Source organism: Streptomyces varsoviensis (assembly GCF_000718635.1).
Classification (GTDB): domain Bacteria; phylum Actinomycetota; class Actinomycetes; order Streptomycetales; family Streptomycetaceae; genus Streptomyces; species Streptomyces varsoviensis.
Map to the genome: position 1 here is coordinate 182,812 of NZ_JOBF01000012.1, position 26,039 is coordinate 208,850.

18 protein-coding genes and 2 pseudogenes are annotated in these 26,039 nt (G+C 72.9%); 11 read left to right on the forward strand and 9 right to left on the reverse strand.

Annotated elements, in window-relative coordinates:
- Nucleotides 1–587 precede the first annotated feature (587 nt).
- Together IF55_RS41470 and IF55_RS18160 are read right to left on the reverse strand one after the other, a co-directional pair.
- A pseudogene (locus IF55_RS41470) lies at nucleotides 588–1,433 on the reverse strand (hypothetical protein); the annotation flags it as partial.
- A 422-nt stretch (nucleotides 1,434–1,855) separates the two neighbouring features.
- Nucleotides 1,856–2,893: a LacI family DNA-binding transcriptional regulator gene (locus IF55_RS18160; protein WP_030882924.1), complete on the reverse strand. Its 1,038-nt coding sequence runs from the start codon at nucleotides 2,891–2,893 to the stop codon at nucleotides 1,856–1,858.
- 135 nt (nucleotides 2,894–3,028) lie between these two features.
- On the opposite strand from IF55_RS18160, the gene IF55_RS18165 reads away from it, so the two are divergent.
- The gene (locus tag IF55_RS18165; RefSeq protein WP_048832130.1) at nucleotides 3,029–4,000 is read left to right on the forward strand and encodes an ROK family protein; all 972 of its coding nucleotides are present in this window, start codon (nucleotides 3,029–3,031) and stop codon (nucleotides 3,998–4,000) included.
- Nucleotides 4,001–4,119: 119 nt separating this feature from the next.
- Here IF55_RS18165 and IF55_RS18170 read toward each other — a convergent pair.
- Nucleotides 4,120–5,400, reverse strand: a pseudogene (locus IF55_RS18170) (glycoside hydrolase family 27 protein); the annotation flags it as partial.
- Between the two features lie 276 nt (nucleotides 5,401–5,676).
- Between IF55_RS18170 and IF55_RS18175 the strand changes: the two are divergent.
- The 5 genes from IF55_RS18175 (at nucleotide 5,677) to IF55_RS18195 (ending at nucleotide 12,694) form a co-directional block, all read left to right on the forward strand.
- Nucleotides 5,677–6,939, forward strand: a complete 1,263-nt coding sequence (locus tag IF55_RS18175) for an ABC transporter substrate-binding protein (protein WP_030882942.1) — start codon at nucleotides 5,677–5,679, stop codon at nucleotides 6,937–6,939.
- Nucleotides 6,940–6,951: 12 nt separating this feature from the next.
- The gene (locus tag IF55_RS18180) at nucleotides 6,952–7,935 is read left to right on the forward strand and encodes a carbohydrate ABC transporter permease (protein WP_048832131.1); all 984 of its coding nucleotides are present in this window, start codon (nucleotides 6,952–6,954) and stop codon (nucleotides 7,933–7,935) included.
- Nucleotides 7,932–8,816: a carbohydrate ABC transporter permease gene (locus tag IF55_RS18185; protein WP_030882946.1), complete on the forward strand. Its 885-nt coding sequence runs from the start codon at nucleotides 7,932–7,934 to the stop codon at nucleotides 8,814–8,816. Before IF55_RS18180 ends, IF55_RS18185 begins: the two co-directional genes overlap by 4 nt.
- Before the next feature lie 1,756 nt (nucleotides 8,817–10,572).
- Entirely contained in the window at nucleotides 10,573–11,238 is a 666-nt protein-coding gene (locus tag IF55_RS18190) for an ATP-binding protein (protein WP_048832132.1), read from the forward strand.
- A 421-nt stretch (nucleotides 11,239–11,659) separates the two neighbouring features.
- Nucleotides 11,660–12,694, forward strand: coding sequence for an NUDIX domain-containing protein (locus IF55_RS18195; protein ID WP_398245352.1), 1,035 nt, complete (start codon nucleotides 11,660–11,662; stop codon nucleotides 12,692–12,694).
- A gap of 133 nt (nucleotides 12,695–12,827) precedes the next feature.
- Here IF55_RS18195 and IF55_RS18200 read toward each other — a convergent pair whose 3' ends face one another.
- Nucleotides 12,828–14,213: a dipeptidase gene (locus tag IF55_RS18200; protein WP_030882954.1), complete on the reverse strand. Its 1,386-nt coding sequence runs from the start codon at nucleotides 14,211–14,213 to the stop codon at nucleotides 12,828–12,830.
- 173 nt (nucleotides 14,214–14,386) lie between these two features.
- Here IF55_RS18200 and IF55_RS18205 point away from each other — a divergent pair, with 173 nt between their 5' ends.
- The 3 genes from IF55_RS18205 to IF55_RS18215 all read left to right on the forward strand — a co-directional run bounded on the left by IF55_RS18205 (nucleotide 14,387) and on the right by IF55_RS18215 (nucleotide 18,088).
- Complete coding sequence (locus IF55_RS18205; protein WP_078644636.1) at nucleotides 14,387–15,724, forward strand: geranylgeranyl reductase family protein; 1,338 nt, start codon at nucleotides 14,387–14,389, stop codon at nucleotides 15,722–15,724.
- A gap of 397 nt (nucleotides 15,725–16,121) precedes the next feature.
- The gene (locus IF55_RS18210; RefSeq protein ID WP_037965195.1) at nucleotides 16,122–17,426 is read left to right on the forward strand and encodes a sensor histidine kinase; all 1,305 of its coding nucleotides are present in this window, start codon (nucleotides 16,122–16,124) and stop codon (nucleotides 17,424–17,426) included.
- Nucleotides 17,423–18,088 (forward strand): response regulator, encoded by a 666-nt coding sequence (locus IF55_RS18215; RefSeq protein ID WP_030882960.1) that lies wholly within the window; start codon nucleotides 17,423–17,425, stop codon nucleotides 18,086–18,088. Before IF55_RS18210 ends, IF55_RS18215 begins: the two co-directional genes overlap by 4 nt.
- A 423-nt stretch (nucleotides 18,089–18,511) precedes the next feature.
- Here IF55_RS18215 and IF55_RS18220 read toward each other — a convergent pair whose 3' ends face one another.
- The 3 genes from IF55_RS18220 to IF55_RS18230 form a co-directional block, all read right to left on the reverse strand.
- Nucleotides 18,512–19,411, reverse strand: coding sequence for a DUF2797 domain-containing protein (locus tag IF55_RS18220; RefSeq protein ID WP_030882961.1), 900 nt, complete (start codon nucleotides 19,409–19,411; stop codon nucleotides 18,512–18,514).
- 450 nt (nucleotides 19,412–19,861) lie between these two features.
- Nucleotides 19,862–20,653, reverse strand: a complete 792-nt coding sequence (locus IF55_RS18225) for a maleylpyruvate isomerase family mycothiol-dependent enzyme (protein WP_030882963.1) — start codon at nucleotides 20,651–20,653, stop codon at nucleotides 19,862–19,864.
- A gap of 213 nt (nucleotides 20,654–20,866) precedes the next feature.
- A complete protein-coding gene (locus IF55_RS18230) occupies nucleotides 20,867–22,210 on the reverse strand; it encodes an MFS transporter (protein WP_030882966.1) in 1,344 nt (447 codons plus the stop codon).
- 17 nt (nucleotides 22,211–22,227) lie between these two features.
- Between IF55_RS18230 and IF55_RS18235 the strand changes: the two genes are divergently transcribed.
- Nucleotides 22,228–23,451 carry an ROK family transcriptional regulator gene (locus IF55_RS18235; RefSeq protein ID WP_030882968.1) on the forward strand — a complete coding sequence of 408 codons (1,224 nt, stop codon included), beginning with the start codon at nucleotides 22,228–22,230 and terminating at the stop codon, nucleotides 23,449–23,451.
- Between the two features lie 342 nt (nucleotides 23,452–23,793).
- Here IF55_RS18235 and IF55_RS18240 read toward each other — a convergent pair whose 3' ends face one another.
- Nucleotides 23,794–24,639 carry an alpha/beta fold hydrolase gene (locus tag IF55_RS18240; RefSeq protein WP_030882970.1) on the reverse strand — a complete coding sequence of 282 codons (846 nt, stop codon included), beginning with the start codon at nucleotides 24,637–24,639 and terminating at the stop codon, nucleotides 23,794–23,796.
- Between the two features lie 324 nt (nucleotides 24,640–24,963).
- On the opposite strand from IF55_RS18240, the gene IF55_RS18245 reads away from it, so the two are divergent.
- Nucleotides 24,964–25,263, forward strand: coding sequence for an SHOCT domain-containing protein (locus IF55_RS18245; protein ID WP_030882971.1), 300 nt, complete (start codon nucleotides 24,964–24,966; stop codon nucleotides 25,261–25,263).
- Between the two features lie 157 nt (nucleotides 25,264–25,420).
- On the opposite strand, the gene IF55_RS18250 is transcribed toward IF55_RS18245, so the two are convergent.
- Nucleotides 25,421–25,984, reverse strand: coding sequence for an ATP-binding protein (locus tag IF55_RS18250; RefSeq protein WP_078644639.1), 564 nt, complete (start codon nucleotides 25,982–25,984; stop codon nucleotides 25,421–25,423).
- Between the last annotated feature and the right edge of the window lie 55 nt (nucleotides 25,985–26,039).

Below are 26,039 nucleotides of genomic sequence, written 5' to 3' on the forward strand. Positions count from 1 at the left end.
TCCGAACTGGCGCGGATCGCCTTCAGCTCCAGGGTGGGCACGATGCCGTCCCGGTCCGGGAACCCCTCGATCACGACGCTGTCCCCGCTGCCCACCCCCAGCAGCTCCAGCGTCATCTCGTCCAGCAGGCACACCTCGTGCTCGGCGCTGGCCCGGTCGCCGTCCTGCACCCGGCAGGCCACATAGTTGGGCGGACCGAAGAAGAACCGCGTCCACCGGCTGCCGCCGTGCCGCACCTGCGCCGGCACGACCGTGACGGCCTCGCCCGGCTCCAGCCCCAGCCCCACCCGCAGCGAGTGGTCCACCTGGAGCGTACGGAGGTCGTCGGGCGCGATGTCGGGGGCGACCACCACATTGGCCAGCGCGCCCAGCCGCTCGTGCCGGGCCGCCGGCAACTGCGCGTTCTGCACCATCAGATGGGACGGGCCGCCCAGCTCCCGCGCCAGCCCGGCGGAGACGCGCACGACGCCCGCGCCGCGCTGATCGAAGAGGTTCGGCGTCCGGCACGCCGGATAGTGGTGGGCGGGCAGCTCGTTGAGCGGATGGATGTCGTCGTAGACGGTGGACGCCGGGGCGTCGGGCGCGTACTCCTCCAGGCCCGAGCGGGTGGCGCGCTCCTCGTCCGCGAAGAGCCGGGTGCCCTTCTCGCACAGGTGCCGGTCGCCGCGGGCCGCCGCGCTGAACTCCTCCGGCGTGGCGCCGAACCAGTCCCGCAACTGCCGCGACTCCGAGAGGAGTTCCGTCAGCAACTGCCGCTCGCCCGGATGGTCGCGGGGGACCCCGGAGCCGTCGTGCAGCACCCCGTACCGATTCACGTACGCGTACATGCCGCCCAGCAGCTCGCCCGACGGCAGCTCCGCGCGGAACACGTCACCCGGCAGTATCACCCGGTGGTACTCGCCGACCGGATCGAAGATCCCCTCGCTCGCGTCGACGAGCTCCAACTGCGCGGCGTCCAGCCAGGTCACGAACAGGTCCATGACGCGGCCCGGCGCCCGGTACGGCGACGACGACACATAGCCCATCGGCGACACATACGCGGACACCCCGATCCCGACCCCCGACACCCGCACCTTGGCCATCGGGATCGTCGCGGAGACGCCCGCGCCCTCCATCTTGTGGCAGAGCTGCGCCGGACAGGCGTTGGACCCCACCGAGAGCACGGGGAACCGGTCGCCGACGAGCGTCTGGTTGGCGCTCATCAGCGCGTAGTTGAGGGGCACGGGCTCCTCGGACCCGGGATCGGCCCGGAACCCGCCGGGCGGCGGCTGCACCTGCCACTTGGCGAGGCGGCGGCCCGCCACCGGGCGCAGCCGCAGCAGGCGGCGCTGGTGCAGCAGCCCGGACTCGGCGGGCCAGGCGCCGGGGTAGATCAGCGGATTCTCGCGGGGCGCGTCGGCGAGGCCGAGCGCTTCGAGCGTACGGTCGTCCACGGTGCTCCTGGTCGTGAGGCGGTGTGTGACCGAGCTGATACCGGAGACCGAGCGCCGCACACGGAACCGCGGTGGCGCCGGTGACACGGCGCTCCGCTCCGGTGAGGAAGAGATACCCCAACTCCATGCCGAAAGCGCGCCGTGGACGCCGAAGGTACCCCGGTCGTGGGACGGCGCCCGTGCGTTGACGGCGTGTCCGCCTACGGCTCGGGGGCTGCGTACGGGTCGGGGGCTTACGTACGAGCCGGGGTCGGTCCGCCCGGGACGTGGGCCCCGGCCTACGGCTCGGGGCACGTCCACGACCTCAGGGGCGCCCGGTGGCTTGCGGCAGCGCGGTGGTACGCGTCGCCGGGTCACGGGCACGGGGCACGGGTCGCGACTCCAGCGGCTGCCGATGGCGGTGGCGGTGCCGGTGGGGCGGGCTACGCGCCCGGCCGCGGCGGGAGTTCGCCCGAGCCGCGGGCGACGAGACGGGTCGGCAGGACGGTCTGGCGTGGCGCTTCCGTCGCGCCCTCCAGCCGGCGGAACAACTGCTCGGCGGCCGTGCGGCCGAGCCGCGCGGCGTCCTGGGCTATCACCGTGATGCCCAGGAGGTCGGCGAGTTCCAGGTCGTCGAAGCCGACCAGGGCGACGGGGTGCGGCCGCTCCGCGAGGACCCGTACGGCGGTCACCGTCACCCGGTTGTTGCCCGCGAACACGGCGGTCACCGGCTCGGGCCCGGACAGCACCCGGTCGACCTCGGCCCGTACGTGCTCGGGGGCGGTCGGGCCCAGCGAGACCCACGACTCGTCGACGGGCAGCCCGGCCTCGGCCATCGCGGTGCGGTAGCCGCGCAGCCGCTCGCTCGCGGTGTGGATGCGCGGCTGGTCGCCGACGAAGGCGATCCGGCGGTGGCCGTGGGCGATGAGGTGGGCGACGCCCTCTCGGGCGCCGCCCATGCTGTCGGAGAGCACGGCGTCGGCGTCGATCAGCCCGGCCGGGCGGTCCACGAAGACCGTCGCGATCCCGGCCGCTATCTCGGGCTCCAGATAGCGGTGGTCGCGGCCGGCCGGGATGATCAGCAGGCCGTCGACGCGGCGGGCGCAGAAGGCGAGCGCCAGCTCCTGCTCGCGCTCGGGGTCCTCGGCGCTGGAGCCGTTGATGAGCAGCGCGCCGTGGTCCCGGGCGACCTCCTCGACGGCGCGGTTGAGCGGCGCGTAGAACGGGTCCGCCAGGTCTTCGAGCACCAGGCCGACGGAGGCCGTGCGGCCCTTGCGCAGGACGCGGGCGCTGTCGTTGCGGCGGAAGCCGAGACCGGTGATGGCCTCCCGCACCCGCCGCTCGGTGTCGGGCGTCACGCCCGGCTCGCCGTTGACCACCCGCGACACGGTCTTCAGGCCCACCCCGGCACGCGCGGCGACGTCCTTCATGGTCGGCCGGGCGCCGTAGCGGGGCTGCGGGCTGCGAGAGGTGTCGGCCACGGTGACTCGTCCTGTCGTTGCTGCTGTACGTACGGGAGTGACGTCGAGCATAGAGCCTGGACAACGTTGTCAAAGGCGGCGAGACTATCGATCTGCAACCCCGCCGCCGCCTGTGGACCTGGAGACATCGCACCCATGCACACCGACCTCGTCGCCGCTCTCGACATCGGCGGCACCAAGATCGCCGCCGCTCTGGTGGACGGGGACGGGCGGCTGCTCGTCCGCGCCCAGCGGTCCACCCCCGCCCGCGAGGACGGCGCGACGGTCATGGGTGTGGTGAACGCGGTGCTCGAAGAGCTCAAGGCGTCCGGCGACTGGTCGCGGGTACGGGCCGTAGGCATCGGCAGCGCGGGCCCCGTCGACGCGTCGAACGGCACCGTCAGCCCGGTCAACGTGCCCGGCTGGCGCGGCTTCCCGCTGGTCGCGGAGGTCACGAAGACCACCGGGCCGCTCCGCGTCGTGCTGGTCGGCGACGGGGTGGCGATGACGGCCGCCGAGCACTGGCAGGGCGCGGCCCGCGGCCATGACAACGCGCTGTGCATGGTCGTCTCCACCGGCGTCGGGGGCGGGCTGGTGCTGAACGGCCGGCTGCACCCCGGCATCACCGGCAACGCGGGCCACATCGGCCACATCAGCGTCGACCTCGACGGCGACCTGTGCGCCTGCGGCTCGCACGGCTGCGTGGAGCGCATCGCCAGCGGCCCCAACATCGCCCGCCGCGCCGTCGAGAGCGGCTGGCGGCCCGGACCGGACGGCGATGCGACCGCCGCCGCGGTCGCCGCCTCGGCCCAGGCCGGCGACCCCCTCGCGCTGTCCTCCTTCCAGCGCGCCGCCCAGGCCCTCGCCGCCGGCATCGCCGCGACCGCCACCCTCGTGGAGCTGGAGGTCGTCGTCATCGGCGGCGGCGTCGCGGGCGCGGGCGAGACCCTCTTCGCCCCCCTGCGCGAGCAGCTCCGCCGCTACGCCACGCTCTCCTTCGCCACCGGCGTCGAGGTCGTCCCCGCCCAGCTCGCCGGCGACGCGGGCCTGGTCGGCGCCGCGGCCGCCGCCGCGGAGGCACTGGGCCTGTGGAGCGCGCGGCACGCGATGCCGGCCCGTACGGCGTAGGTACGGAAGGCCGCGCCGCGGGTGCGGGGTGGGGCGGTGAGGCGACGGGGCCTCAGCCGTACCGCGGGTGCCGGGTGGGCCGCGCGGCGGGGCGGAACTCGCCGGGGGCCTCAGCCGTGCCGCACCGTCGAGACGCGGTAGACAGCCGTGCCGTGGGCCGGGACGGTGGCGCTGATCTCGCCGTGGGTGTTGCGCTGCTTGTGACTCCAGAGGTCGCGGAGCCGGTAGGTGGGGGCGGCGGGCAGACCGGCGGCCGTGGCCGTGGTGGTGATGGCCTGGGCCCGGTCCGTCTCGTTGAAGAGGGCGACGGCGCGGTCGCCGTCCCGCAACTGCTTCACGATGACCCAGCGCCCGCCGTCGGAGGACAGCACCGTGCCCTGTTTGCCGAGCGCGTCCTGGTCGAGCGCGATGATCTCGCGGTTGGAGACGATCTCGTACGTCGCGGGGGACGCCGTGCGCAGATCGGTGCCGATGAGCAGGGGCGCGGCCATCATCGCCCACAGGGAGAAGTGGCTGCGGTACTCGGTGTCCGTCATGCCGCCGTTGCCGACCTCCAGCATGTCGGGGTCGTTCCAGTGGCCGGGGCCCGCGTACGGGGCGAGCGGCAGGTTCCGCTTGAGGATGGAGAGCATGCTGCTCCACCGGTCGCTGATGTCGCCGGTCGTGCGCCACAGGTGGCCGACGTCGGCGGCCCACTCCCAGGGCCTGTTCTGTCCCCATTCGCACAGGCCGTAGACGATGGGCCGGCCGGTGGCCTTCAGCGCGTCGCGCATCGTGATGTAGCGCTGCTCGGCGTCCAGACCGAGGTTGTTGCAGTTGTCGTACTTCAGGTAATCAACGCCCCAGGCCGCGAACTGCTGGGCGTCGGACTTCTCGTGGTGCAGCGCCCCGGGGAACCCCGTCGCGCTGCACGTCTTGACCCCCGCGCTGGTGTAGATCCCGAACTTCAGCCCCTTGGAGTGGACGTAGTCGGCGAGGGCCTTGATGCCGTTCGGGAAGCGCCGCGGGTCCGGGACCAGCTTTCCGGCGGCGTCGCGCTGCGGGAGCGCCCAGCAGTCGTCGAGGTTGACGTACTGGTATCCGGCGTCCTTGAGCCCCTTGGCGACGAAGATGTCGGCGACGGACTTGACCATCGACTCGTTGAACTCGGCCCGGCACTGCGTCGAGTTCCAGTTGTTGAAGCCCATGGGCGGCGTGGCGGCGAGCCCGTCGGGAAGTCGGGGCGCCGGGGCCCCGGCCGCGCTCGCGGACCCGGGGTCCCGATCGGCGGCGTCCCCGGGGGCGGCGTTCTGGGCGGCGGCGGGCCCGGACAGTCCGGACGGGCCCGCCGTACAGAGCAGAGCGGCGGCGAGCAATCCGATGACTCTTCGGCCGGTGAAAGCGGAGAGAAGGTGGCGCATGGAGCGGTACTCCGTCCTCCAGAGGAATACATGGCGTCATGTACGTGTCACCTACGCGCGTTTACGGTAAGCCGTGTTGGAGTCTGTTGGAAGAGATGCGGTAACAGTTGCCGAGCTTCCCGTCAAAACCCTTGACGGTGCCCCGACTTGACGGTGAGATCCCCACACTCGCGTTCGGTTGTGTTCGATTGCACCCCTGAGGAGGGGGACATGGCACAGTCATCGTTCAGTGGGTCGGCCGGACAGTACAGCGGCATAGGAGACGCGGGACATCGGATGTCCCGCCGGACGCTGCTACGGGCCACCGCACTCGGCACCGGGGCGGTCGCCCTCCCCGCACTGCTCACCGCCTGCGGCAGCGGCCCCGGCGGCGACAGCGTCACCCTGGGCTCCAACGCCTCGGACCCGGTACCCAAGAAAGCGTTCGCGGACGCCTTTGACGCTTACGAGAAGACCTCGAAGAAGAAGGTCAAGGTCAACACCGTCGACCACAACAGCTTTCAGCAGAACATCAACCGCTATCTCAAAGGCAGCCCCGACGACGTCTTCATGTGGTTCGCCGGCTATCGGATGCAGTTCTTCGCGAAGAAGGGGCTGCTCACCGACATCAGCGACCTCTGGCCGGAGTTCCAGGGCTTCTCTAAGGCGCTGAAGGACCAGTCCACCGGCGAGGACGGCAAACAGTACTTCGTGCCGTACTACTACTATCCGTGGGCCGTGTTCTACCGGAAGAGCGTCTTCCAGCAGCACGGCTACGAGGTGCCGAAGACCTTCGACCAGTACACGGCGCTGGCCCGCCGGATGCGGAAGGACGGCCTCGTGCCGATCGCCTTCGGCGACAAGGACGGCTGGCCCGCCATGGGCACCTTCGACTATCTCGACATGCGCGCCAACGGCTACGAATTCCACCTCTCGCTCATGCGCGGCAAGGAATCCTGGACCGACCCCCGGGTCAAGCGCGTATTCGACCTCTGGCGCGGCATCCTCCCCTATCACCAGCAGGGCGCCAACGGCCGCACCTGGCAGGAGGCGGCGCAGAGCCTCGCCCGCAAGCAGGCCGGGATGACCGTGCTCGGACTCCCGCACCCCGGCCAGCAGTTCACCGCCGCCGACCGCGCCGACCTCGACTTCTTTCCCTTCCCGGAAATCGACTCGCGGTACGGGCAGGAGGCCGTGGAGGCGCCCGTCGACGGCTTCCTCCTGGCGAAGAAGGCCAAGAACAAGAAGGGCGCGAAGGACCTGCTGAAATACCTCGCCACACCGGACGCCGAGGAGCGCTATCTCAAGAGCGACCCCAACAACGTCGCCGTCAACGACCGGGCCTCCACCGCCTCGTACAACGCCCTGCAGAAGAAGGCCGCGGACCTCGTCTCCGGCGCCCGGCAGATCTCCCAGTTCATGGACCGCGACACCCGGCCGGACTTCGCGCAGACCGTGATGATCCCGTCCATCCAGCGCTTCATCAACGACCCCGACGATATCGACGGGCTGCTCAAATCCATCGAATCCCAGAAGAAGACCCTGTTCGCCGCCGAGTAGGAGCCACGTGCCGTGCCTTCAGCCATCCCACGGCGCGCCCGGCGGCGCGGCCCGCGGAGATTCACGCGTCGCGATCTTCTGGTCACCGGCGTGCTGCTGGGCCTGCCGATCCTCCTCGACCTGGCCGTCATCTGGGGGCCGACCCTCGCCTCCGTCGGCCTCTCCTTCACGAGCTGGGACGGGATCGGCGACATCGAATGGGTCGGCGGGCGGAATTACCACGACCTGTTCACCGACTACCCGCCGTTCTGGCCGGCCGCCCGCAACAACCTGCTGTGGCTCGCCTTCCTCGGACTGATCGCCACGCCTTTCGGGCTGCTGCTGGCCGTACTCCTCGACCGCGGCGTCCGCTTCAGCCGTTTCTACCAGTCCACCCTCTATATGCCCGTGGTGCTCTCGCTCGCCATCGTCGGCTTTATCGCCCAACTGATCCTCTCCCGCGACCAGGGCGCGCTCAACGCCGTACTCGCGCGCGACAATCCGGTGGACTGGCTCGGCGACCCCGACCTCAATATCTGGATGATCCTGCTCGCGGCGGGCTGGCGGCACACCGGCTATGTGATGATCCTGTACCTCGCCGGGCTGAAATCCGTCGACCCGTCGCTCAAAGAGGCCGCGGCCATCGACGGGGCGGGCGCGCGCCAGACGTTCTTCCGCGTCGTCCTGCCGACGCTGCGCCCCGTCAATGTCATCGTCGGGGTCATCACCGTCATCGAGGCGCTGCGCGCTTTCGACATCGTCTACGCCGTCAACCAGGGCCGCAACGGCCTGGAACTGCTCTCCGTACTAGTCACCGACAACATCATCGGCGAGGCCGCCCGCATCGGCTTCGGTTCCGCCATCGCCGTCGTCCTGCTCGTCGTCTCCCTGGGGTTCATCGTGGCGTACCTGGTCCAGGAAATGAGACAAGGAAAGGTCCCGGGCGGGGACCGGGAAACGAGAAGAGGAAAGGTACCGGGAAAGGCCCAGGAAAAGGGAGAGGAGGAGCGCCGGTGACCGCCCCCGCCCTCCCGCCCCGCCCCCGCGTCCGGCCGGGCCGCCTGGGCCTGCACGCCTTCCTCCTCACCGTCTCGCTGGCCTTCCTCGCGCCCCTGCTGCTGGCGGTCTACGCCTCCCTGCGCCCGTACGAGGAGACCGCCGAGCACGGCTATTTCTCGCTGCCGCGCCATCTCTCCCTCGACTACTACCGCCAGGCGTTCAGCGACTCGGGAATGAGCAGGTATTTCGCCAACTCGCTCCTCATCGCGGTCCCGGGCGTGCTCATCACCCTCTTTCTCGCCTCCTTCGCGGCCTTCGCCCTCTCCCGGCTCCGCCTGCGCGGCGCGACCGCCCTGCTCATCGTCTTCACCGCCGGCAATCTGCTCCCGCAGCAGGTCATCGTCACCCCGCTGTACGTACTCTTCAACCGCGTCCCGCTGCCCTACTGGATGTCCGACTCGCTGACGATGTACGACTCCTACTGGGCCGTCATCGTCGTCCACATCGGATTCCAACTCGGCTTCTGCGTCTTCGTCCTCGCCAATTACATGCGCACCCTGCCCATGGAGATCCTGGAAGCGGCCGTAGTCGACGGCGCGGGCGTATGGACCCAGTACTGGCGCGTCACCCTCCCCCTCTGCCGCCCAGCCCTGGCCGCCCTCGGCACCCTTCAATTCACCTGGATGTACAACGACTTCCTCTGGGCCCTGGTCTTCATCTCCACCGGCGACAAACTCCCCATCACCTCGGCCCTCAACAACCTCAGGGGGCAATTTTTCACCGACTATAATTTGCTGGCGGCGGGCTCCGTCCTCGTCGCACTGCCGACGATCCTCGTATTCTTTCTGCTCCAGCGCCATTTCATCGCGGGGCTGACCCTGGGAGCAGGAAAGGGCTAGCGACCCCTGCGCCGCGCGACGCGCCTTCCTGGCCCCCCGTCACTCAACTCGCCGCGTCCCACGGCAGCCACTCCTCCCGATCCGAGCCCTCGGCGACCAAGGGGGGAGGCCCGGGGCCGCAGGCCGTGGGGGCCGCGCCGCGCATAGCCGCCGTGATGGGGAGCTGCCGCTCCGGGGCGGCGTGGGCGCCGCCGCTGAAGCAGCCGGGCGGGGAGGCCGGATCGGGCGGCCAGGCGAAAACGAAGCCGATGACGCCGTCCGGGGCGCCCAGGCCCTGGCCCTTCGGGGCGTTCCGTGCTCTTCGGGCCCACAGCGGAGCATCGAGGGGACAGCGGGGGCTGGGCTGGGGTCGGCTCGCCCCCTGCGGGTGCGCTGCGCCGGCAAGTGCCGCCGCGAGGCATGGCGCAGAGGTGCCGTGGATGGGCTGTGGGCGCCACTCATAGGTAGGGGACCGTTGCCGCCCGACAAAAGGGCCTTTCCGGACGCGGAATCGAGCGGCAACCTCACCCTGTTGCCCATTCAACCTTCCACTTCGGACATATCGGGCGCGCTGGTCGCTGGAAGGGTCTTCGTCGTCCAGGCCCCCTGCCGCCCACTGCGGGCAGGTGGGGGGCGGAGCGCCGCTGCGCTGCACCGCTGGTCGTTGCCGCGAGAGGGTCGAGGCCGGGGCGTTGTGGCAGGGCTTCGAGGTCTACTCATGGGTAGAGTTGGGTTGCCACCCGACAAAAGCGCCTTTTCGGACACGTAATCGCGCGCTAACCCCACCCCGTTGCCATTTCAACCTCTCAGGCCGGGCATATCGGGCGCGCTGGCCGTCGCGGGGGACTTCCCCCACCCTCGGACCCTCGCCATACGGGCGGAAACGGCACCCGGACGGTAAGCGCACCCGGCGCAGCGCAGCGCGCCGTCCCGCTGCCGCTTGTCGTGGATCACAGGCCCGCGCTCCTCCGCGAGCCGCACCCGACGATCCAGCCATGGCCACTTCGCGGCAGCAGCCAGCGGCGAAGCGCAGCGAGCCTTCTCTGACCTCAGCTTCAACTCCACCTGCAGGCAGCGAACCGGCGTCGGCCCGGCCCCCTCCCCTCCCGCTGCCAGCGCCTTGGACCCGGAGGGTCCGAGACGAAAGCCGCACCCGACCGGGCGCAATACCGTCCCACCCAGCGACGATCCGTGACGCCCACCCCCACCGGCCCGCAGCCGGCGAACCAACCTCAACTCGGCCCCGCCGCCACTGGTATGAACCTCAAGACGCAGCGCGCCCCGCACCAGCACCCCGCAACCACCAGCACAACGCAACGCGCCGCCCCCTGCCGCCTGTCGTGGATCACAGGCCCGCACCCCTCCCAGAGCCGCATGACCACGGCGCTACCGTCCGCCGCCGCTGCCCGCCGCCCGCCGCAGTCCGCCCACCACCGTGCCGCTGTCTGCCCGCCGCCGCCCACCGCCGTCCGCTCGCTGCCCGCCGCAGTCCGTCCACCGCCGTCCGCTCGCTGCCTGCCGCAGTCCGCCCACCACCGTGCGCCGCTGTCTGCCCGCCGCCGCCCACCACCGTCCGCCTGCTGCCCGCCGCCCACCGTTCGCCGCTCAGAGTCCGCCGCCCGTAGCCGCCGCCCGCTGCCCGTAGCCGCCGGCCGCCCACCACCGTCCGCCCGTCGCCCGCCACCGTCCGCCCGCCGCCCGTAGCCGCCGCCCACCACCGTCCGCCACCACCGCCCACCCGCCACCACCCCCCGCCAACCCGTGCGAGACTCGCCCGATGACGGCGCATCTGATCTCGGTCATTGGCAGCAGTCCCGGAGTCGGGAAGTCCACTCTGTGCGGCGCTCTCGCCCGCCAGTACCGCGATGCCGGGGCGCGCGTCGACCACTTCGAGGAGGCGGACATCCTCACGCGGCCCGCCTTCGCGCCCGTGGCCGACGAGTTCGCGGGCGGGACGGGCAGCGTGCGCCCTGAGACCCTGGTCGAGGCCGTTCGGACCTATGTGTCGCAGGCGCGGGCGGAGGGCGTGGACGTGTTGGTGACGGACGCGCTGATCCCGTTCGTGCCGTCGCTGGTCGCGTGGGGGCACGAGGAGGCGGCGATCTCCGCGGTCGTACGCGACCTGGTGACGGCCGTCGAGCCGACGCCGGTGACGGTGGTGTACCTGCGCGACGATCCGGACGTGGGACTGCGGCGCGCGCTGGAGCGGGAGGGGCCCGAGTGGGCCGACTGGTACGTCGGCCGCCTCGCCGGGTCGCCCGGCACGCGCTCCGTGACCAGCCTGGCGGCCGCCGCCGAACACCTGCGCCGTGAGGCCGAGCTGACGCTGCGACTGCTGGCCGCGACGCCCTGGACCGTCGTGGCCGTGGATGTCGCGGGCCGTTCCGCGGCCGAGGTCGAGGAGTGCGCCCGGCGCGGACTCGCCGGACCCCTCGGGGCGTGACCGGGGTGGCGCACCGCCCCCCCCGGCGTGCGCCCCCGCGCACATACGGGCGCTCGGCCCGTCACCGTGTGCCCCGTGCCGCCTCCCCGTCCCTCCCTCCGCGGCGCCGCTCGTACGCGTTTTCGTGGCAAGGTGTTCCGGGCAATTCAAAGGGGGCTACGAAAAGGGGGGCACCGTGATCGTTTGGCTGAACGGTCCGCTCAACGCCGGGAAGACCCGTACGGCGCGAGAACTGGTGAGTCTCATTCCGGGCAGCACCCTCTACGATCCCGGAGTGATCGGCGGACTGCTCCGCTCCCTCCTGCCGCCGCAGCGGCTTGTCGACGCCGTCGACTACCAGGACCTGCCCATGTGGCGGAGGCTGGTCGTCGACGGCGCCGCCGCGCTGCTCGCCGAGGTCGGCGGCGTATTGGTGGTCCCCATGACGCTGCTCCGGCAGGAGTACCGCGATGAGATATTCGGCGGGCTCGCGGCCCGCCGCATTCCCGTACGGCATGTGCTGTTGTCACCGGATGAAACGATCCTGCGCTCCCGTGTCCCGCACCACGCGGAATTCCCGGCGGCCTCGGCGGCGAACGCACGGAACGTACACCGCGCCGAAAACGCGGGGAACGCAAGCGGTGCCGAAAATGCGGGGAACGCACACCGTGCCGAAAACACCGGGGCCGAGAGGAACCCGGCGGACGCGGGAAACGCCCGGACCGCGGGACACGCCCGGACCCCGGGGAACGCCGGAGCCGCGCGAAACGCCGGAGCCGCGGAAAACGCCGGTACAGCGCAAAACGCCGGAATCGCGGGAATCGCGGCGACAGCGGGAAACGCCGGGTCCGATCGATACGCGCCCGACCACATCGCGCGCTATCGCGAAGCCCTGCCATGGCTCGGTGCCGACGCCTACGTCCTCGGCACCGGCGCCCTCACCCCCCGTCAGGCCGCCGAGCGGATAGCCGACGCCATACGGACCGGCGCGGCCGGCTGCTGCGACATCGTGCAGACCCCGGAGCCGCGCGCCGAGACGACCGCCGCCGGGGTGCTGCTCTTCGACGAGGACGACCGCGTGCTCCTCGTCGACCCCACGTACAAGCCGGGCTGGGAGTTCCCCGGCGGCGTCGTGGAGCCCGGGGAGCCGCCCGCCCGCGCCGGCATGCGCGAGGTCGCCGAGGAACTGGGTCTCGAACTCGCCGACGTGCCCCGGCTGCTCGTACTCGACTGGGAACCGCCCCGCGCCCCCGGCTTCGGCGGGCTGCGCCTCCTCTTCGACGGCGGGCTGCTGCCCCGCGACACCGCCGACCGGCTGCTGCTGCCCTGCGCGGAACTGCGCGGCTGGCGCTTCGTCACCGAGCAGGAGGCCGAGCTGATGCTGCCGCCCGTACGGCGCACCCGGCTCCGCTGGGCCCTGCGCGCACGCGAACAGGGACGCCCGCTCAACCTCGAAGCGGGCGTCCCCGTCGGTTGAGGGGCCGTTGAGGGCCGGCGGCGGTCGACCAGGTGAGGGCCGGCGGAGCCCCAGGTGAGGGCCGGGCGGGCTAGCCGGGACCGGAGGCCGCCGGTTCACGACGCCCTGAAACCGGGCTGCCCGCCCCCGCCGTTCAGCGCTTGCTGTCCGCGTAATTGATGAGGAAGACCGCCTCCGCCAGCGACAGCCGCTCCAGCTCCTGGGGCGAGACGCTCTCGTTGACGGCGTGGATCTGCGCCTCCGGCTCGCTCAACCCGATGAGCAGGATCTCCGCCTCGGGGTAGAGCTGCGCCAGGGCGTTGCACAGCGGAATGGAGCCGCCCATTCCGGCCGTCTGCATCTCCTCGTCCGGGTACGCCACGCGCATCGCCGCGGCCATCGACGCGTACGCCGGGCTCTCGGTGTCGGCCCGGAACGGCTGCCCCTCGCCGATCTGCGCGACCTCCACCCGCGCGCCCCACGGCGCCGCCGCCCGCAGATGCGCGGTCAGCAGCTCGGTGGCCTCCGCCGCGTCCTGGCCCGGCGGCACCCGCAGGCTCACCAGCGCCCGCGCGCCCGCCTGTACGGACGGGGTGGCGCCGACGACCGGCGGGCAGTCGATGCCCAGGACGGTGACGGCCGGGCGCGCCCAGATCCGGTCGGCCACCGAGCCGGTGCCGATCAGCTCGACGCCGTCCAGCACCCTCGCGTCCTTGCGGAACTGGTCCTCCGGGTACTGCAACCCCTCCCAGGACGCGTCCGCCGCCAGCCCCTCGACCGTCGTCGAGCCGTCCTCGGCGCGCAGCGAGTCGAGAACGCGGATCAGCGCCGCGAGCGCGTCCGGCGCCGCGCCGCCGAACTGACCCGAGTGCAGATTGCCTTCGAGGGTGTCGACCTGGACGCGGACGAGCGTCATCCCGCGCAGCGTCGCCGTGACGGTCGGCAGCCCCACCCGGAAGTTCCCGGCGTCACCGATGACGATGGTGTCGGCGGTCAGCAGCTCGGGGTGCGCCCGCGCGTACTGCTCCAGGCCGCCCGTGCCCTGCTCCTCCGAGCCCTCGGCGATCACCTTGACGTTCACGGGCACGCCGCCGTGCTCCTTGAGCGCGCGCAGCGCCGTCAGGTGCATGATCAGGCCGCCCTTGCAGTCCGCGGCGCCGCGTCCGTACCAGCGGCCGTCGCGGTCGGTCAGCTCGAACGGCGGCGATAGCCAGGCCGACTCGTCCAGCGGCGGCTGCACGTCGTAGTGCGCGTACAGGAGCACGGTCGGCGCGCCCTCGGGGCCGGGCAGGAAGCCGTAGACCGACTGCGTGCCGTCCGGGGTGTCGAGCAGGGCCACGTCCTGGAACCCCTCGGCGCGCAGCGCCTCGGCCACCCAGTTGGCGGCGGCCTCGCACTCGCTCCGGGGGAACTGGTCCGGATCGGCGACCGACTTGAAGGCCACCAGCTCGGCCAGCTCCGCCTTGGCCCGCGGCTGAAGGGAGGCGACCGTACGGGCGAGCGCGGGATGTGCGGTCGGCGAGGTCGAGGCATGCTCCATGGAACGCTCCTTGTGGGCGCGACGTTATGTCCGTACGTGGGCGTCCGTGTGCGGGGTCCGTACGCACGGACGATTTCGGAGGTCCGATCTTCCCATAGGGGGATCGTCGTACGGCGGCCCGTAGGATGCGGGCGACAGCCGGAGCCAGGCAGCGAGCGGGAGTAGAAGCACAGGTGAGCAGCGACAACGCAGCCCAGGACAGCGGAGCGACCGACGAGTCGGTATGGGACGTCGTGGTGGTGGGTGCGGGGCCAGCGGGGGCCTCCGCCGCCTACGCCGCGGCCGTCGCCGGCCGCAGGGTGCTGCTGCTGGAGAAATCCGAGCTGCCCCGCTACAAGACCTGCGGCGGCGGCATCATCGGGCCGTCCCGCGACTCCCTGCCGCCCGGCTTCGAACTGCCGCTGCGGGACCGCGTGCACGCGGTCACCTTCTCTCTCAACGGCAAGCTCACCCGCACCCGCCGCGCCAAGCAGATGCTCTTCGGCCTCATCAACCGGGCGGAGTTCGACGCGTCCCTGGTGGAGACCGCCAAGGACGCGGGCGCCCACGTCCGTACGGGCACCACCGTCTCGCGCGTCGAACAGCACGGCGCCTCCGTGCCCGACCGGCGCACCGTCGCCGTCGTGCTCGCGGACGGCGAGATCGTGCTGGCCCGCGCCGTGATCGGCGCGGACGGCAGCGCCAGCCGGATAGGAGCGCACGTCGGCGTCAAGCTCGACCAGGTCGACCTCGGGCTGGAGGCGGAGATCCCGGTGCCGCCGACGGTGGCCGAGGACTGGGCCGGCCGGGTGCACATCGACTGGGGCCCGATCCCCGGCAGCTACGGCTGGGTCTTCCCCAAGGGCGACACCCTCACCGTCGGCGTGATCTCGGCGCGCGGCGAGGGCGCCGGCACCAAGCGCTATCTGGAGGACTTCATCGCCCGCCTCGGCCTCGCGGGCTTCGAGCCGAGCGTCTCCTCCGGCCACCTGACCCGCTGCCGCGCCGACGACTCGCCGCTCTCCCGCGGCCGGGTGATCGTCTGCGGCGACGCGGCCGGACTGCTGGAGCCCTGGACGCGCGAGGGCATCTCCTTCGCCCTGCGCTCGGGGCGGCTCGCGGGGGAGTGGGCGGTCCGCATCTCCGAGGCGCAGGACGCGGTCGACGCCCGCCGCCAGGCCCTCAACTACGCCTTCGCGATCAAGGCCGGGCTCGGCGTGGAGATGGGAGTGGGCCGCCGGATGCTGACCGCCTTCGAGCGCCGCCCCGGCATCATGCACGCCGCCGTCACCAGCTTCCGGCCCGCCTGGCACGCCTTCGCGGACATCACCCGGGGCACGACGACGCTCGCCGAGATCGTACGGACCCACCCCATGGCCCGCCGCGCCCTCAGCGCCATGGACCGCCCGCAGCCGGGAAACCGGGCGGCGGGCGGGCGAGGCGGCATCCGCGGCGGGAAGCGGGCGGAGCAGCCACCGGCGGAACACCCGGGCCCCCGCACGGAGAACCAGCCGGGGACGCAGGCGGGGTAGGGGAGCGGGCACCGGAGACCGGAGACCGGGGGCGGGGGCCGGCGTTGGGCGGTGGACCGGCGGGGGTTGGGTACGGGGTAGGAGACCGGCCGGGGTAGCGGACCGGGCACCCGGTCTCGGGCATCGGGCATTGGGTACCGGGCCCGAGTGGGCTCGCCGCACCGCTGCCGATGCCCCCCGAGTGGGGCTCCCGCGCCGCTGCCGATGCCCCGCCCGAGCGGGCCTGCCGCACCGCCGCCGATGGCCGCTTCGGGTGCCCCGCTTCGAGCAGAGCCGCCGCACCGGGGCCGGTGCCCCGGCTCCGTACGGCCCGTACGGCCCGTACTCCCCACGGAGTAGGGGCGAGCACCACGCGCGGCCGACGCGCCCGGCGCCGCCGCCGTCTAGCGTTGCGGACATGAGCGGCGAGAGGCGGGCGCCAGGGGTGCGGCCGGCGCGGGGGCGCGACGAGGGCCCGCCGCGGGCGGGCGAAGGGGACGCCGGGGGCCCGCCCTGGGAGCGATGGCTCAGCCGGCCCGCCGCGCGTCTGCCCTGGTTCTCCTCGCTCGCCGTCGCCGTGATTCAACAGGTCGGCACCGGCTTCGCCGCCCACGGCCAGCCCGACCGCGTCCCCGTCGACCTGTTCGCCAGGGCGCTGCTCCTGATCGGCCCGCTCTTCATGGTGGTGCGGCACCGCCGCCCGGCCCTCGCGGTCTTCGGCGCGTCGATCGCCACGACGGTCTACCTCGCCGCCGGCTACCCGTACGGACCGGTCTACTTCAGTACCGTCATCACCTGCTTCGCCGCCGTGCTCGCCGGGCGCCGCCGCGCCGCCTGGGGAGCCCTGGCCCTGCTCTGGACGGGCCAGGCACTCGTCTCGCACTGGCTCTACCGCTGGCTCCCGCCGTCCGGTGACGGCCCCGGCGGCTGGGCGTCGGGCTCCGGGACCGCGGCCTGGCTGCTGGTCGTCCTCGCCGCGTCGGAACTGGTGCGCGGCCGCCGCGAGCAGTGGGTGCGCGACCGCGCGGAACGGGCGGCCGCCGAACGCCGCCGCGCGGACGAGGAGCGGCTGCGGATCGCCCGCGAACTGCACGACGTGCTGGCGCACAGCATCTCCGTCATCAACGTCCAGGCAGGCGTCGGCCTCGCGCTCCTCGACCGCGACCCCGAGCAGGCCCGTACCGCCCTGACCACCATCAAGGCGGCCAGCAAAGAAGCGCTCGGCGAGGTACGCCAGGTCCTCGGCGCCCTGCGCGCCCCCGGCGACGCGCCCCGCTCGCCCGCCCCGGGACTGGACCGGCTCCCCGAACTGACGGAGCAGGCGTCGAGCGCCGGGCTCGCCGTGGACATCGCCGTCAAGGGCGAACGGGCCGAACTGCCGCCCGGCACCGATCTGGCGGCCTTCCGCATCGTCCAGGAAGCCCTCACCAACATCGTCCGCCACTCCGGCTCGCGCACCGCCCGGGTCCGCCTGCGGTACGCGCCCGACCTTCTCGAACTCCGCGTCGACGACGACGGCCCCGGCACGGCCGGCACCACGACGGGCGGCGGCAACGGCCTCGTCGGCATGCGCGAACGCGTCGCCGCGCTCGCCGGCGCCATCGAGGCGGGTCCCCGGCCGGACGGCGGGTTCCGCGTCGTCGCGCGCATCCCGCTCGGGCCGCCCGGCCGGGGCGATCGCGCGGCTACGGCGGCCCCACCCCAGGACAAGGAGAAGCCGTGATCCGCGTACTCCTCGCCGACGACCAGTCGCTGGTACGCGCCGGGTTCCGGGCGCTGCTCGACGCCGAACCCGACATCGAGGTGGCGGGCGAGGCGGCCGACGGCGAACAGGCGCTGGAGGGGGTACGCGCGCTGCGCCCCGACGTGGTCCTCATGGACATCCGCATGCCGGTGCTCGACGGCCTCGCCGCCACCCGCCGTATCACCGAGGACCCCGCGCTCTCCGAGGTGAAGGTCGTCATGCTCACCACCTTCGAACTGGACGAGTACGTCTTCGAGGCGATCCGCTCCGGGGCCTCGGGCTTCCTCGTCAAGGACACCGAACCGGACGAACTGGTGCGCGCCGTACGGGCCGTCGTCGGCGGCGACGCCCTCCTCTCGCCCGGCGTGACGCGCCGCCTGATCGCGGAGTTCGCCGCCCGCTCCAAGGAACCGGCCGCCGCGGCCGGCCTCGCCGAACTGACCGAACGCGAACGCGAGGTCATGACGCTCGTGGGCCTCGGCCTCTCCAACGACGAGATCGCCCGCCGCCTCGTCGTCTCCCCGCTCACCGCCAAGACCCACGTCAGCCGCACCATGATCAAACTAGCCGTCCGCGACCGCGCCGGCCTCGTCGTCCTCGCCTACGAGTCGGGACTCGTACGCCCAGGATGGCTCGGCTAAGAGCCACGGCACGGGCAGGAGCTCTCACGCCTGACGCCTCACCCCCTATGCGCCGCCGCTTCTCGCACGTCCCCACCTCCTGTACGTCCGCAGCCGCCCCCATACGCCCCCGCCTCCTGTCCGCCCGCAGCCCCGCCCCATGCGTCCGCGCCTCTTGTACGTCCGCAGCCGCGCCATACGTCCGCGCCTCCTGTACGTCCGCAGCCGCCGGCACGTCCTTGGGCCCCGTGCGTGCGCGGGCCCTGTGCGTGCGCAGCCGCCGGTACGTCCTCGTGCCCCGTACGGCCGCGGCTCCTCAGGTCCGCGGGTCTCGTACGTCCGCGGGCTCTGTACGTCCGCAGTCGCGCGTACGTCGTCGGGCCCCGTACATCCTCGGGCCCCGTACTTCCGCAGCCGTCCGTAGTCCGTGAGGGGCTCAACGCTTCAGAACAGGGCGTCGGGTTCGGAGGGCGTCGGCGTCGGCGCCCGTACGGTCACGGTCGTCGCCGCGTCGGGCGGGGCGGCCGACAGGGGCCAACCGGCCAGTTGCCGCGCGTCGGCGAGCAGCAGCCGGCCGTCGGCGGCCGTCACGTACAGGTCCGGGCCGGCGACCGCCGCCACCGTGCCCGCCAGCGTCCGGCCCGCCTCCGGCTCGACCGTGCCGTCGGGCGGGCGCAGCCGCCCGAGGTGGAACGCGGCGTCGTGGTGGACCGGCCGGAAGTCCACGACGGACAGTGACTCCGGCAACCCGGGCAGGCCGCGCGCCCGCTCGTGCAAAGCGGCCAACTCGGCCGCCCGGAGCGGTCGCGGCGGCAGCGCGTGCCGCGCGGAGCGCTTCGCCGCGTACGGGAACCGGTCCGGCACCGCCAGCGCCGTGCCCAGCACCGCCTCCGCCCGTCGCGCGGCCATCAGCGGACCGCGCCCCAGCAACGCGTAGGACAGCGCCGCCTGTTCGAGAAGCCGAACCCCCTCACGCTCGGTGGCCGTGATGCCCACCTTGATCAATTCCGGCCCGAACCAGGCCAGATAGACGTCGTACGGGCGCGGGTCATCGGCCATGGTGTCGGCGGCCACCGAGTGCGAACGGTCGAGCCGCGCGCACGCCGGGCACTGCGCGGAGACCGCCGACGGGGACAGCGAGGCATCCTCAGGGCACGGCGTGTGCCGCCCGCCCCGGCGCACCCCGACGCAGCGGCGCCGCGCCCCGAAGGTGAACGCCAGCGGCCGGTCCGGCGGCAGCGGCGAGGAGTGCTCACCGCGCCCCGGGTGGCGCCAGGACAGGGCGGGCCCCGAGTGATCCCACCGCAGCCCCGTGCACTGCCAGTCCTCGGGCTCCGAGCTCATCCCCGCACCGTAACCGAAGCCCCGAGGCCGTTCGCCGCTGGTTCCGCGCCGTATCGCCGACAGGGGCAGGGCGCCCCACCCCGACTCACCGGCCTACGCGCTCGCCCCGCCCGTACTCACCCCCTCCCGTACTCGCTCCACCCTCGCCCGTAGCCATCCCGCCCCGTACGCACCTCACTCGGCGCGGCCCGCGTCCACCCCCTTCCGCATCGCCTCACCCCGCCCCGTACGTACCTCACTCGGTCCGGCCCGCAATCCGCCGTCTTGCGCGCTCGCCTCTCCCCGGCCCGTAGTCACCCCACTCGGCCCAGTCCGCGTCCGCCCTCTTCCGTGCTCGCCTCAGCCCACTCGGCCCGGCCCGCATTCACTTCCTTCCGCACCCACCTCACCCCGGCCCGTACTCACCCCCCGTTCGTACTCACCCCCGTTCGTACTCACCCCCGTTCGTACTCAGCCGCGCCTCCCGATAGTCGACTTCTTCCGCCATAGGTCAGCCAGTGACGCGTCGCCCGTAACGCTCACTCGCTCCAGCGGAAGGCGGTTCCACAGCACGAGGTAGAGGGAGCCCGCGTCCCCGCCGAGCTCGCAGTCGACGGCCTCTTTCTCCACATCGCCCGCCCCGTCGGCCGTCGTCCCCTTCGACGGCCCCAGGCCGCGTATGGTGCGCGGTGCTTCCTCCGACAGACGCATCGTCCAGACGTCCTCGGTGTCGGTGGCCCGTATGCGCAGGGTGCGCGGTGTGCGCGTACGGGCCTTGCTCGTCGCCAGGCCGTGGAATCCGACGATGATCTCGTCGATCCCGTCGGCCGCGAAGTCGGCCGGGAACGGCGAGAACTCCGCTCCGAGCGCCGCCTGGGCGTCGACGCGATGGATCGCGAGTTCATGGGCCTGCCGGCGGGCCCAGAAGTGGAGCGGCGACGGTGCCGGCAGGAAGGTCCAGCACGCGAGGTCCGGGGGCGCGGCGGCGAGGGCAGCGACGAGGCGGCGGTGCCCGTCGCGGAACCACTCGACCAGGTCTTGCCCCTCCGGCCCGGCGGCCGTGGACAGCGGAAGAGGCTCGGTCAGCCCCTCGGCCACGTAACGGATCGCCCAGCGGTGCACCTGCCCCAGGTGCGTCAACAGGTCACGCACCCGCCACTCGGGGCAGGTCGGCACCGGGGCGTCGAGCCCCGCTCGCTCGGCGGCCTCGGCCAGCAGCGGGCCGTCTCGCCGGATGGCTTCGATGTGAACGGCGGTGTCCATACGGAAGATTGTGGCAGCGCTCACCGACAACGCCCCGGTTATCCACAGGCCCCATCGACGACCACCCGCCCGCTTTTCCACAGGGGGCGCCCAGCACGTGGGGCGCCGAGCACGCGCCCATCGCCGCCGCGCACCGATCACCCTCCGCGCACCGATCGCCGCCCGTGCACCGATCGCGTACCGATCATGCTCCGCGCGCCGATCGCGTACCGATCACGCTCCGCGCGCCGATTTCCGAGTGAGGTAGGCGATGGCCGCGGCGACGGCGGCGAGCAGTGCGACCGTCGTGAGCGCGGTCGGCAGCGACCAGCGGTCGGCGAGGAAGCCGATGGCGGGCGGGCCGAGCAGCATGCCGCCGTAGCCGAGGGTGGAGGCGGCCGCGACGCCGCTGGGTCCGGCCAGTTCGCCGGCCCGGCCGATGGCGACCGGGAAGATGTTGGCGAGGCCGAGGCCGGTGACGGCGAAGCCGAGGAGCACCAGCCACGTGGCGGGGGCGAGAGAGCCGATCAGCATGCCCACGGCGGCCGTGGAACCGCCGGCGACCAGTGCCCTGGTCTGGCCGAGCCGTTCGAGGAGCGCGGTGCCGGAGAGCCGTCCGAGGGTCATGGTGGCGGCGAAGACGGAATAGCCGGCGGCCGCGAGACCGGGCCGGGCGTGCAGGTCCTGCTGGAGGTGGAGCGCGCCCCAGTCGGCCAGCGCGCCCTCGCCGTACGCCGTGCACAGGGCGATGAACCCGAAGACGGCGACCAGGCGGCGCGCACGGCCCTTGAGCCCGGCAGCGGAGGAAGAAGTGGGGGAAGAAGAGGAGGAAGAAGCCGCCGCGGAAGCGGTGGACGTAGCGGATGTAGCGGACGTAGCTGATGTGGCAGACGTGGCAGATGTAGCGGCAGCAGGGGCAGCCCGGGGAGCCGGGGCAGCAGGCGCGGCCGCCGCACGGAGCGGCGCGCGGTGCGACAGCAGTACGCGGCCGGCCGCCGCCGTGAGGACCAGTCCCACCACGGTCAGCACCAGCAGGTGACGGGTGGGGGAGAGCGCCCCGGCGACCAGTCCGCCCAGCCCCGCGCCGAGCATCCCGCCGAGGCTGAACGCCGCGTGGAAGCTGGGCATGACGGGCCGGCGCAGGGCCGTGACGAGGTCGACGGCCGCCGCGTTCATCGCGACGTTGATCCCGCCGTAGGCCGCGCCGAAGACGAGCAGGACGAGGCCGAGGGCGAGCGCGGAGTGGGTCAGCGGCGGCAGCGCGATGCTGAGCGAGAGCAGCACTCCGGCGGCGACGGTGACCGGGTGGGTCCCGAAGCGGTGGCACAGCCGGCCGGTCACCATCATGGTGGCGACCGCTCCGGCGGAGACGCCGAGCAGGGCCAGTCCGAGATCGCCCGCGGAGGCGCCGGTCTGCTCCTTGATCGCGGGGATGCGGACCACCCAGCCGGCGAAGATGAAGCCGTCGAGGGCGAAGAATATGGTCAGGGCGGTACGGAGGCGGCGTAGGGCGGGGTCGGGCGTCGTACTGCGCTGGGTCCCCGTTATGGCCGTCCGTATTTTGTTTAGCGTCGGCACAAAGCCAGAATAGGGGCGTGACCCAGAATCGGACAACACGACTGGAGCGGGGCCGCAGCGCCCTCGGCCCGGCGCTGGAGCTCGTACACACCGGCCGCGCGCCCACCCGCGCCGTGCTCACCGCCGAACTCGGCGTGACCCGGGCGACCGCCGGCGCCGTGGCCGCCGAACTGGAGGCGCTCGGCCTGATCCAGGTCGACTCGCGGCCGACCGCCGCCGCGGGCTCCCAAGGGCGCCCCTCCCACCGGCTGTCCATCGCGCCCCGCGGCCCCGTCGTCCTCGCCGCCCAGATTCACGCCGACGGCTTCCGCGCCGCCCTCGTCGGGCTCGGCGGACGCCTGGTCGCCACCGCTCCCGGCTGCATGACCGTCCCCGCCGACCCCGCCCGAGTGATCGACGCCGTCGTCGAGGCCGGGGCCGGGCTGCTGCGCGAGAGCGGCCGCCGCTGCCTGGGCGCGGGGCTGGCCGTGCCCTCCGCCGTCGCGGAGCCCGAGGGCACCGCCCTCAACCCGATCCACGTGGCCTGGGCGGCCGGCGCCCCGGTCCGCGACCTCTTCGCCGAAAGCCTCGCCAAGGCGGGCGTCCCCGGCCCGGGGAACGTGCCCACCGCGGGGTTCACGGGCAACGACGTCAACCTCACGGCCCTCGCCGAACACCGCCACGGCGCGGGCCGCGGCGCCCGGCACCTGCTCTGCGTGGCCACCGGCCACCGCGGCGTCGGCGGGGCGCTCGTACTCGACGGCCGGCTGCACACCGGCTCCTCGGGGCTGGCCCTGGAGGTCGGCCACATCCCCGTCAACCCTGACGGACGGGCCTGCCACTGCGGCAGCCGGGGCTGCCTCGACATCGAGGCCGACCCCCTCGCCTTCCTCACCGCCGCCGGCCGCGTCCCCGGCCCCGAGGGCTCCCTGCTCCAGCAGTCCCGCGACCTGCTCCGCGGGGAGTACGGCGACCCGGCCGTACGGGCCGCCGCCGACCTCCTCATCGACCGCCTCGGCCTCGGCCTCGCCGGCCTCGTCAACATCCTCAACCCCGACCGCATCATCCTCGGCGGCCTCCACCGCGAGCTCCTCGACGCCGACCCCGAGCGGCTGCGCGCCGTCGTCGCGGACCGCAGCCTGTGGGGGCGCAGCGGAGGGGTACCGATTCTGCCCTGCACCCTCGACCACCACAGCCTGGTGGGCGCTGCGGAACTGGCCTGGCAGCCGGTACTGGACGACCCCCTGGGGGCGCTCGGCTGAGCCCGGCCCCTGCCGAAGGTCTCCGGCGACAGCCTCCAGCGAAGGTCTCCGGCAACGGGCCCCGGGGGCGCGCCGGACCGGCCGCCCACGCCGACTCGTACGCACCCGAGCGCGGCCGCGGGCGTCGGCTCCTGTACGGGCCCGGACCCGGCCCCGGCCGCTCGCGCTTGCTCGTACGGGGCCCGGACCCAGGCCCGGCTGCCCACGCCGACTCGTACGCACCCGAGCGTGGCCGCTCGCGCTCGCTCGTACGGGCAGCCCCGGCCACTCGCGCTTGCTGAGGACTCGTCCGCCTTGCCCGGCTTCCCCGGCTCGCCCGGGGCCGAGGCGGTACGCGCGTGATCAGGCCAGGCGCGGCGGGTTCTCCTTCATGAAGCGGCGCACTTCCACAGCGAGGGCGACGGGGTTGTCCAACGGCACCAGCGTCCGCGCGTCGGGGATCGGCGTATACCGCCCCCGCGGCAGCAGCGCGGCCAGCCGCCGGCCCGTGGCGGGCGGCATCATGCGGTCCTCCGCGCCCCAGGCGACCAGCGCGGGCCGGTCGAAGTTCCGCAGCTTCGCCGCGGCGTCGAGATACGTACTCGCAACGGTGCTGCGGCAGAACTTGGCGAAGTCCCGGCGGATGTCGCGGCTGGTGAGCAGCGGCCGGTACCAGCGGCGCACCGAAGCGTCCGGGATGCGCCGCTTCGCCATCCCGCCCAGCGAGATCGGCGCCCGCGCCAGGAGCGGCACCCGGAACGACTGGAGCAGCAGATAGAGGCCCCCGGGGACGCTGCTCGCCACCTTGAGGAGCTTGCCCTGGACGCCGGGCGGATAGTTCTCCAGCGCCTCGCACGAACTGAGGACGAGCCGGCCGACCCGCTCGTCACGGACGCCCACCAGCAGTTGGGCGGTTCCCGCGTCGTTCTGGACGAGGGTGACGTCCCGCAGGTCGAGGCGGTCAAGGAAGTCCGCGAGGACCATGGCGACGCCGCGCGCCGACAGGTCCGCGTCCGGCCGCATGGGTCTGCGGTGGCTCCCGATCGGCAGTACGGGCACGACCACGCGGAACTCGTCCCGCAGCTCTTCCACCACCGCGTCCCACACCGACTCGTCGAATCCGAGCCCGTGGAGGAGCACGATGACCTCGCCGTCGCCTCCCGTGTCCGTGTAGTCGATGACACCGGCGTCGAGTTCGACTTCGGGCATGGCCGCCGCCTCTCACGTGATGGACCGGTCCAGTCCAGTACGACGCTACCCAGCCTGCGGGCCACCCGTCCGCTGCCCCCCCGTCGTACGGCCCGGCGTACGGCCCGGCGTACGGCCCGGCGCCCGCGTACTCCCCGCGAAGTACGCCAAGTGCCGCTGACCGTACGACGACCGGCGGCCCCGCGACGGCCACGCTCGGTGGTGTCGGAAGAACGAGAAACCGGCAGCAACGGAGCAACGGACGCCACCACCCGTCACCCATTGGCCATCAGTCAGCAGTAATCAGTCATCCGTCATCAGCCGACACCAAGGAGCTGAACTCTCATGAACACCCTCGCCCAGAACTGGTCCGGCGGCGGCCCCGGACCGTGGATGCTGTTCTTCCCGCTGATGTGGGCCCTGGTCGTCGTCTGCGCCGTCACCCTGCTGCGCCGCACGGTGTGGCGCGGCCGCGGCGGAGCCCGGCGGTTGGACGCCGCGACCGGTCCGTACGCCGAGAAGTCCCCGATCGCCGTCCTCGGGCGACGCTTCGCGGCCGGCGAGATCGACGAGGAGGAGTACTGGCAGCGCGTCTCCGTCCTGGAGGAGCACTTCGGCGGCGTCGCGAAGGAGCGCGCCGCGTGACCCAAGAATCCGGCGCATCCCGCGGCACCCACACCCATGGGGCACGCGCGGCTCGCGGATCGTGCGGGGGAGCGTCCCGCGCGCTCATGTCGCCCACGGGGGTGGCGGCATCAGCGCGCGTACGGGGCGCGTGAAATGTGCGCGAGCGGGGCTCCGCTCAGCCCAGAACGGCCGACCGGGCGGGCGTCGGCTCGCGCGGTGCGGCTGTCCGGAGCGGTGGCGCGGATTGTTCGAACGAGACGGTGGTCTCGGGCGCGCAGAGTGGGGTCGGCGGTTCGACGGCGGGGGCGGGCGGCACCGGGAGCGTGAACCAGACGGCCTTCCCAGTGCCGTCCTCCCGGGTGCGGATGCCCCAGCTCTCGCTGACCGCCGCGATCAGGGCGAGCCCGCGCCCGTGGGTGCTGCACTCGTCGCCCTCGTCCTCGTCCTCGCCGTCGTCGGGGGCCGTGGCGGCGAGGCTCGGCAGGCGGGGGTCGTGGTCCTGCACCGAGACCGTGAGCCGGTCGATCAGGAGGACGATCTCCACCGTGCACTGCTTGTCGGGTTGCGCGTGGCGGTGGACGTTCGACAGCAACTCGGTGACCCCGAGCGCCGCGGGGTCGATGAGCGGATCGAGATGCCAGTACCGCAACTGCGCGGATACGATTCTGCGGACCTGTCCGATCCGTGACGGCAGGGCCTGAAGCTCCACCGTGCAATGCCTGCTCGGCCGGCTGATCACGGCTGCGACTCCCTGAAGAAGTAGGGCTAGCCTGACACAGAAGCAGATACAAACG

Bases quoted from the DNA above. Each gene is read 5' to 3' on its own strand.
- IF55_RS18165 (WP_048832130.1), top strand. From the start codon at position 3,029: ATGCACACCGACCTCGTCGCCGCTCTCGACATCGGCGGCACCAAGATC.
- IF55_RS18175 (WP_030882942.1), top strand. From the start codon at position 5,677: ATGTCCCGCCGGACGCTGCTACGGGCCACCGCACTCGGCACCGGGGCG.
- IF55_RS18190 (WP_048832132.1), top strand. From the start codon at position 10,573: ATGACGGCGCATCTGATCTCGGTCATTGGCAGCAGTCCCGGAGTCGGG.
- IF55_RS18195 (WP_398245352.1), top strand. From the start codon at position 11,660: ATGACGCTGCTCCGGCAGGAGTACCGCGATGAGATATTCGGCGGGCTC.
- IF55_RS18200 (WP_030882954.1), bottom strand. From the start codon at position 14,213: ATGGAGCATGCCTCGACCTCGCCGACCGCACATCCCGCGCTCGCCCGT.
- IF55_RS18210 (WP_037965195.1), top strand. From the start codon at position 16,122: ATGAGCGGCGAGAGGCGGGCGCCAGGGGTGCGGCCGGCGCGGGGGCGC.
- IF55_RS18220 (WP_030882961.1), bottom strand. From the start codon at position 19,411: ATGAGCTCGGAGCCCGAGGACTGGCAGTGCACGGGGCTGCGGTGGGAT.
- IF55_RS18225 (WP_030882963.1), bottom strand. From the start codon at position 20,653: ATGGACACCGCCGTTCACATCGAAGCCATCCGGCGAGACGGCCCGCTG.
- IF55_RS18240 (WP_030882970.1), bottom strand. From the start codon at position 24,639: ATGCCCGAAGTCGAACTCGACGCCGGTGTCATCGACTACACGGACACG.
- IF55_RS18245 (WP_030882971.1), top strand. From the start codon at position 24,964: ATGAACACCCTCGCCCAGAACTGGTCCGGCGGCGGCCCCGGACCGTGG.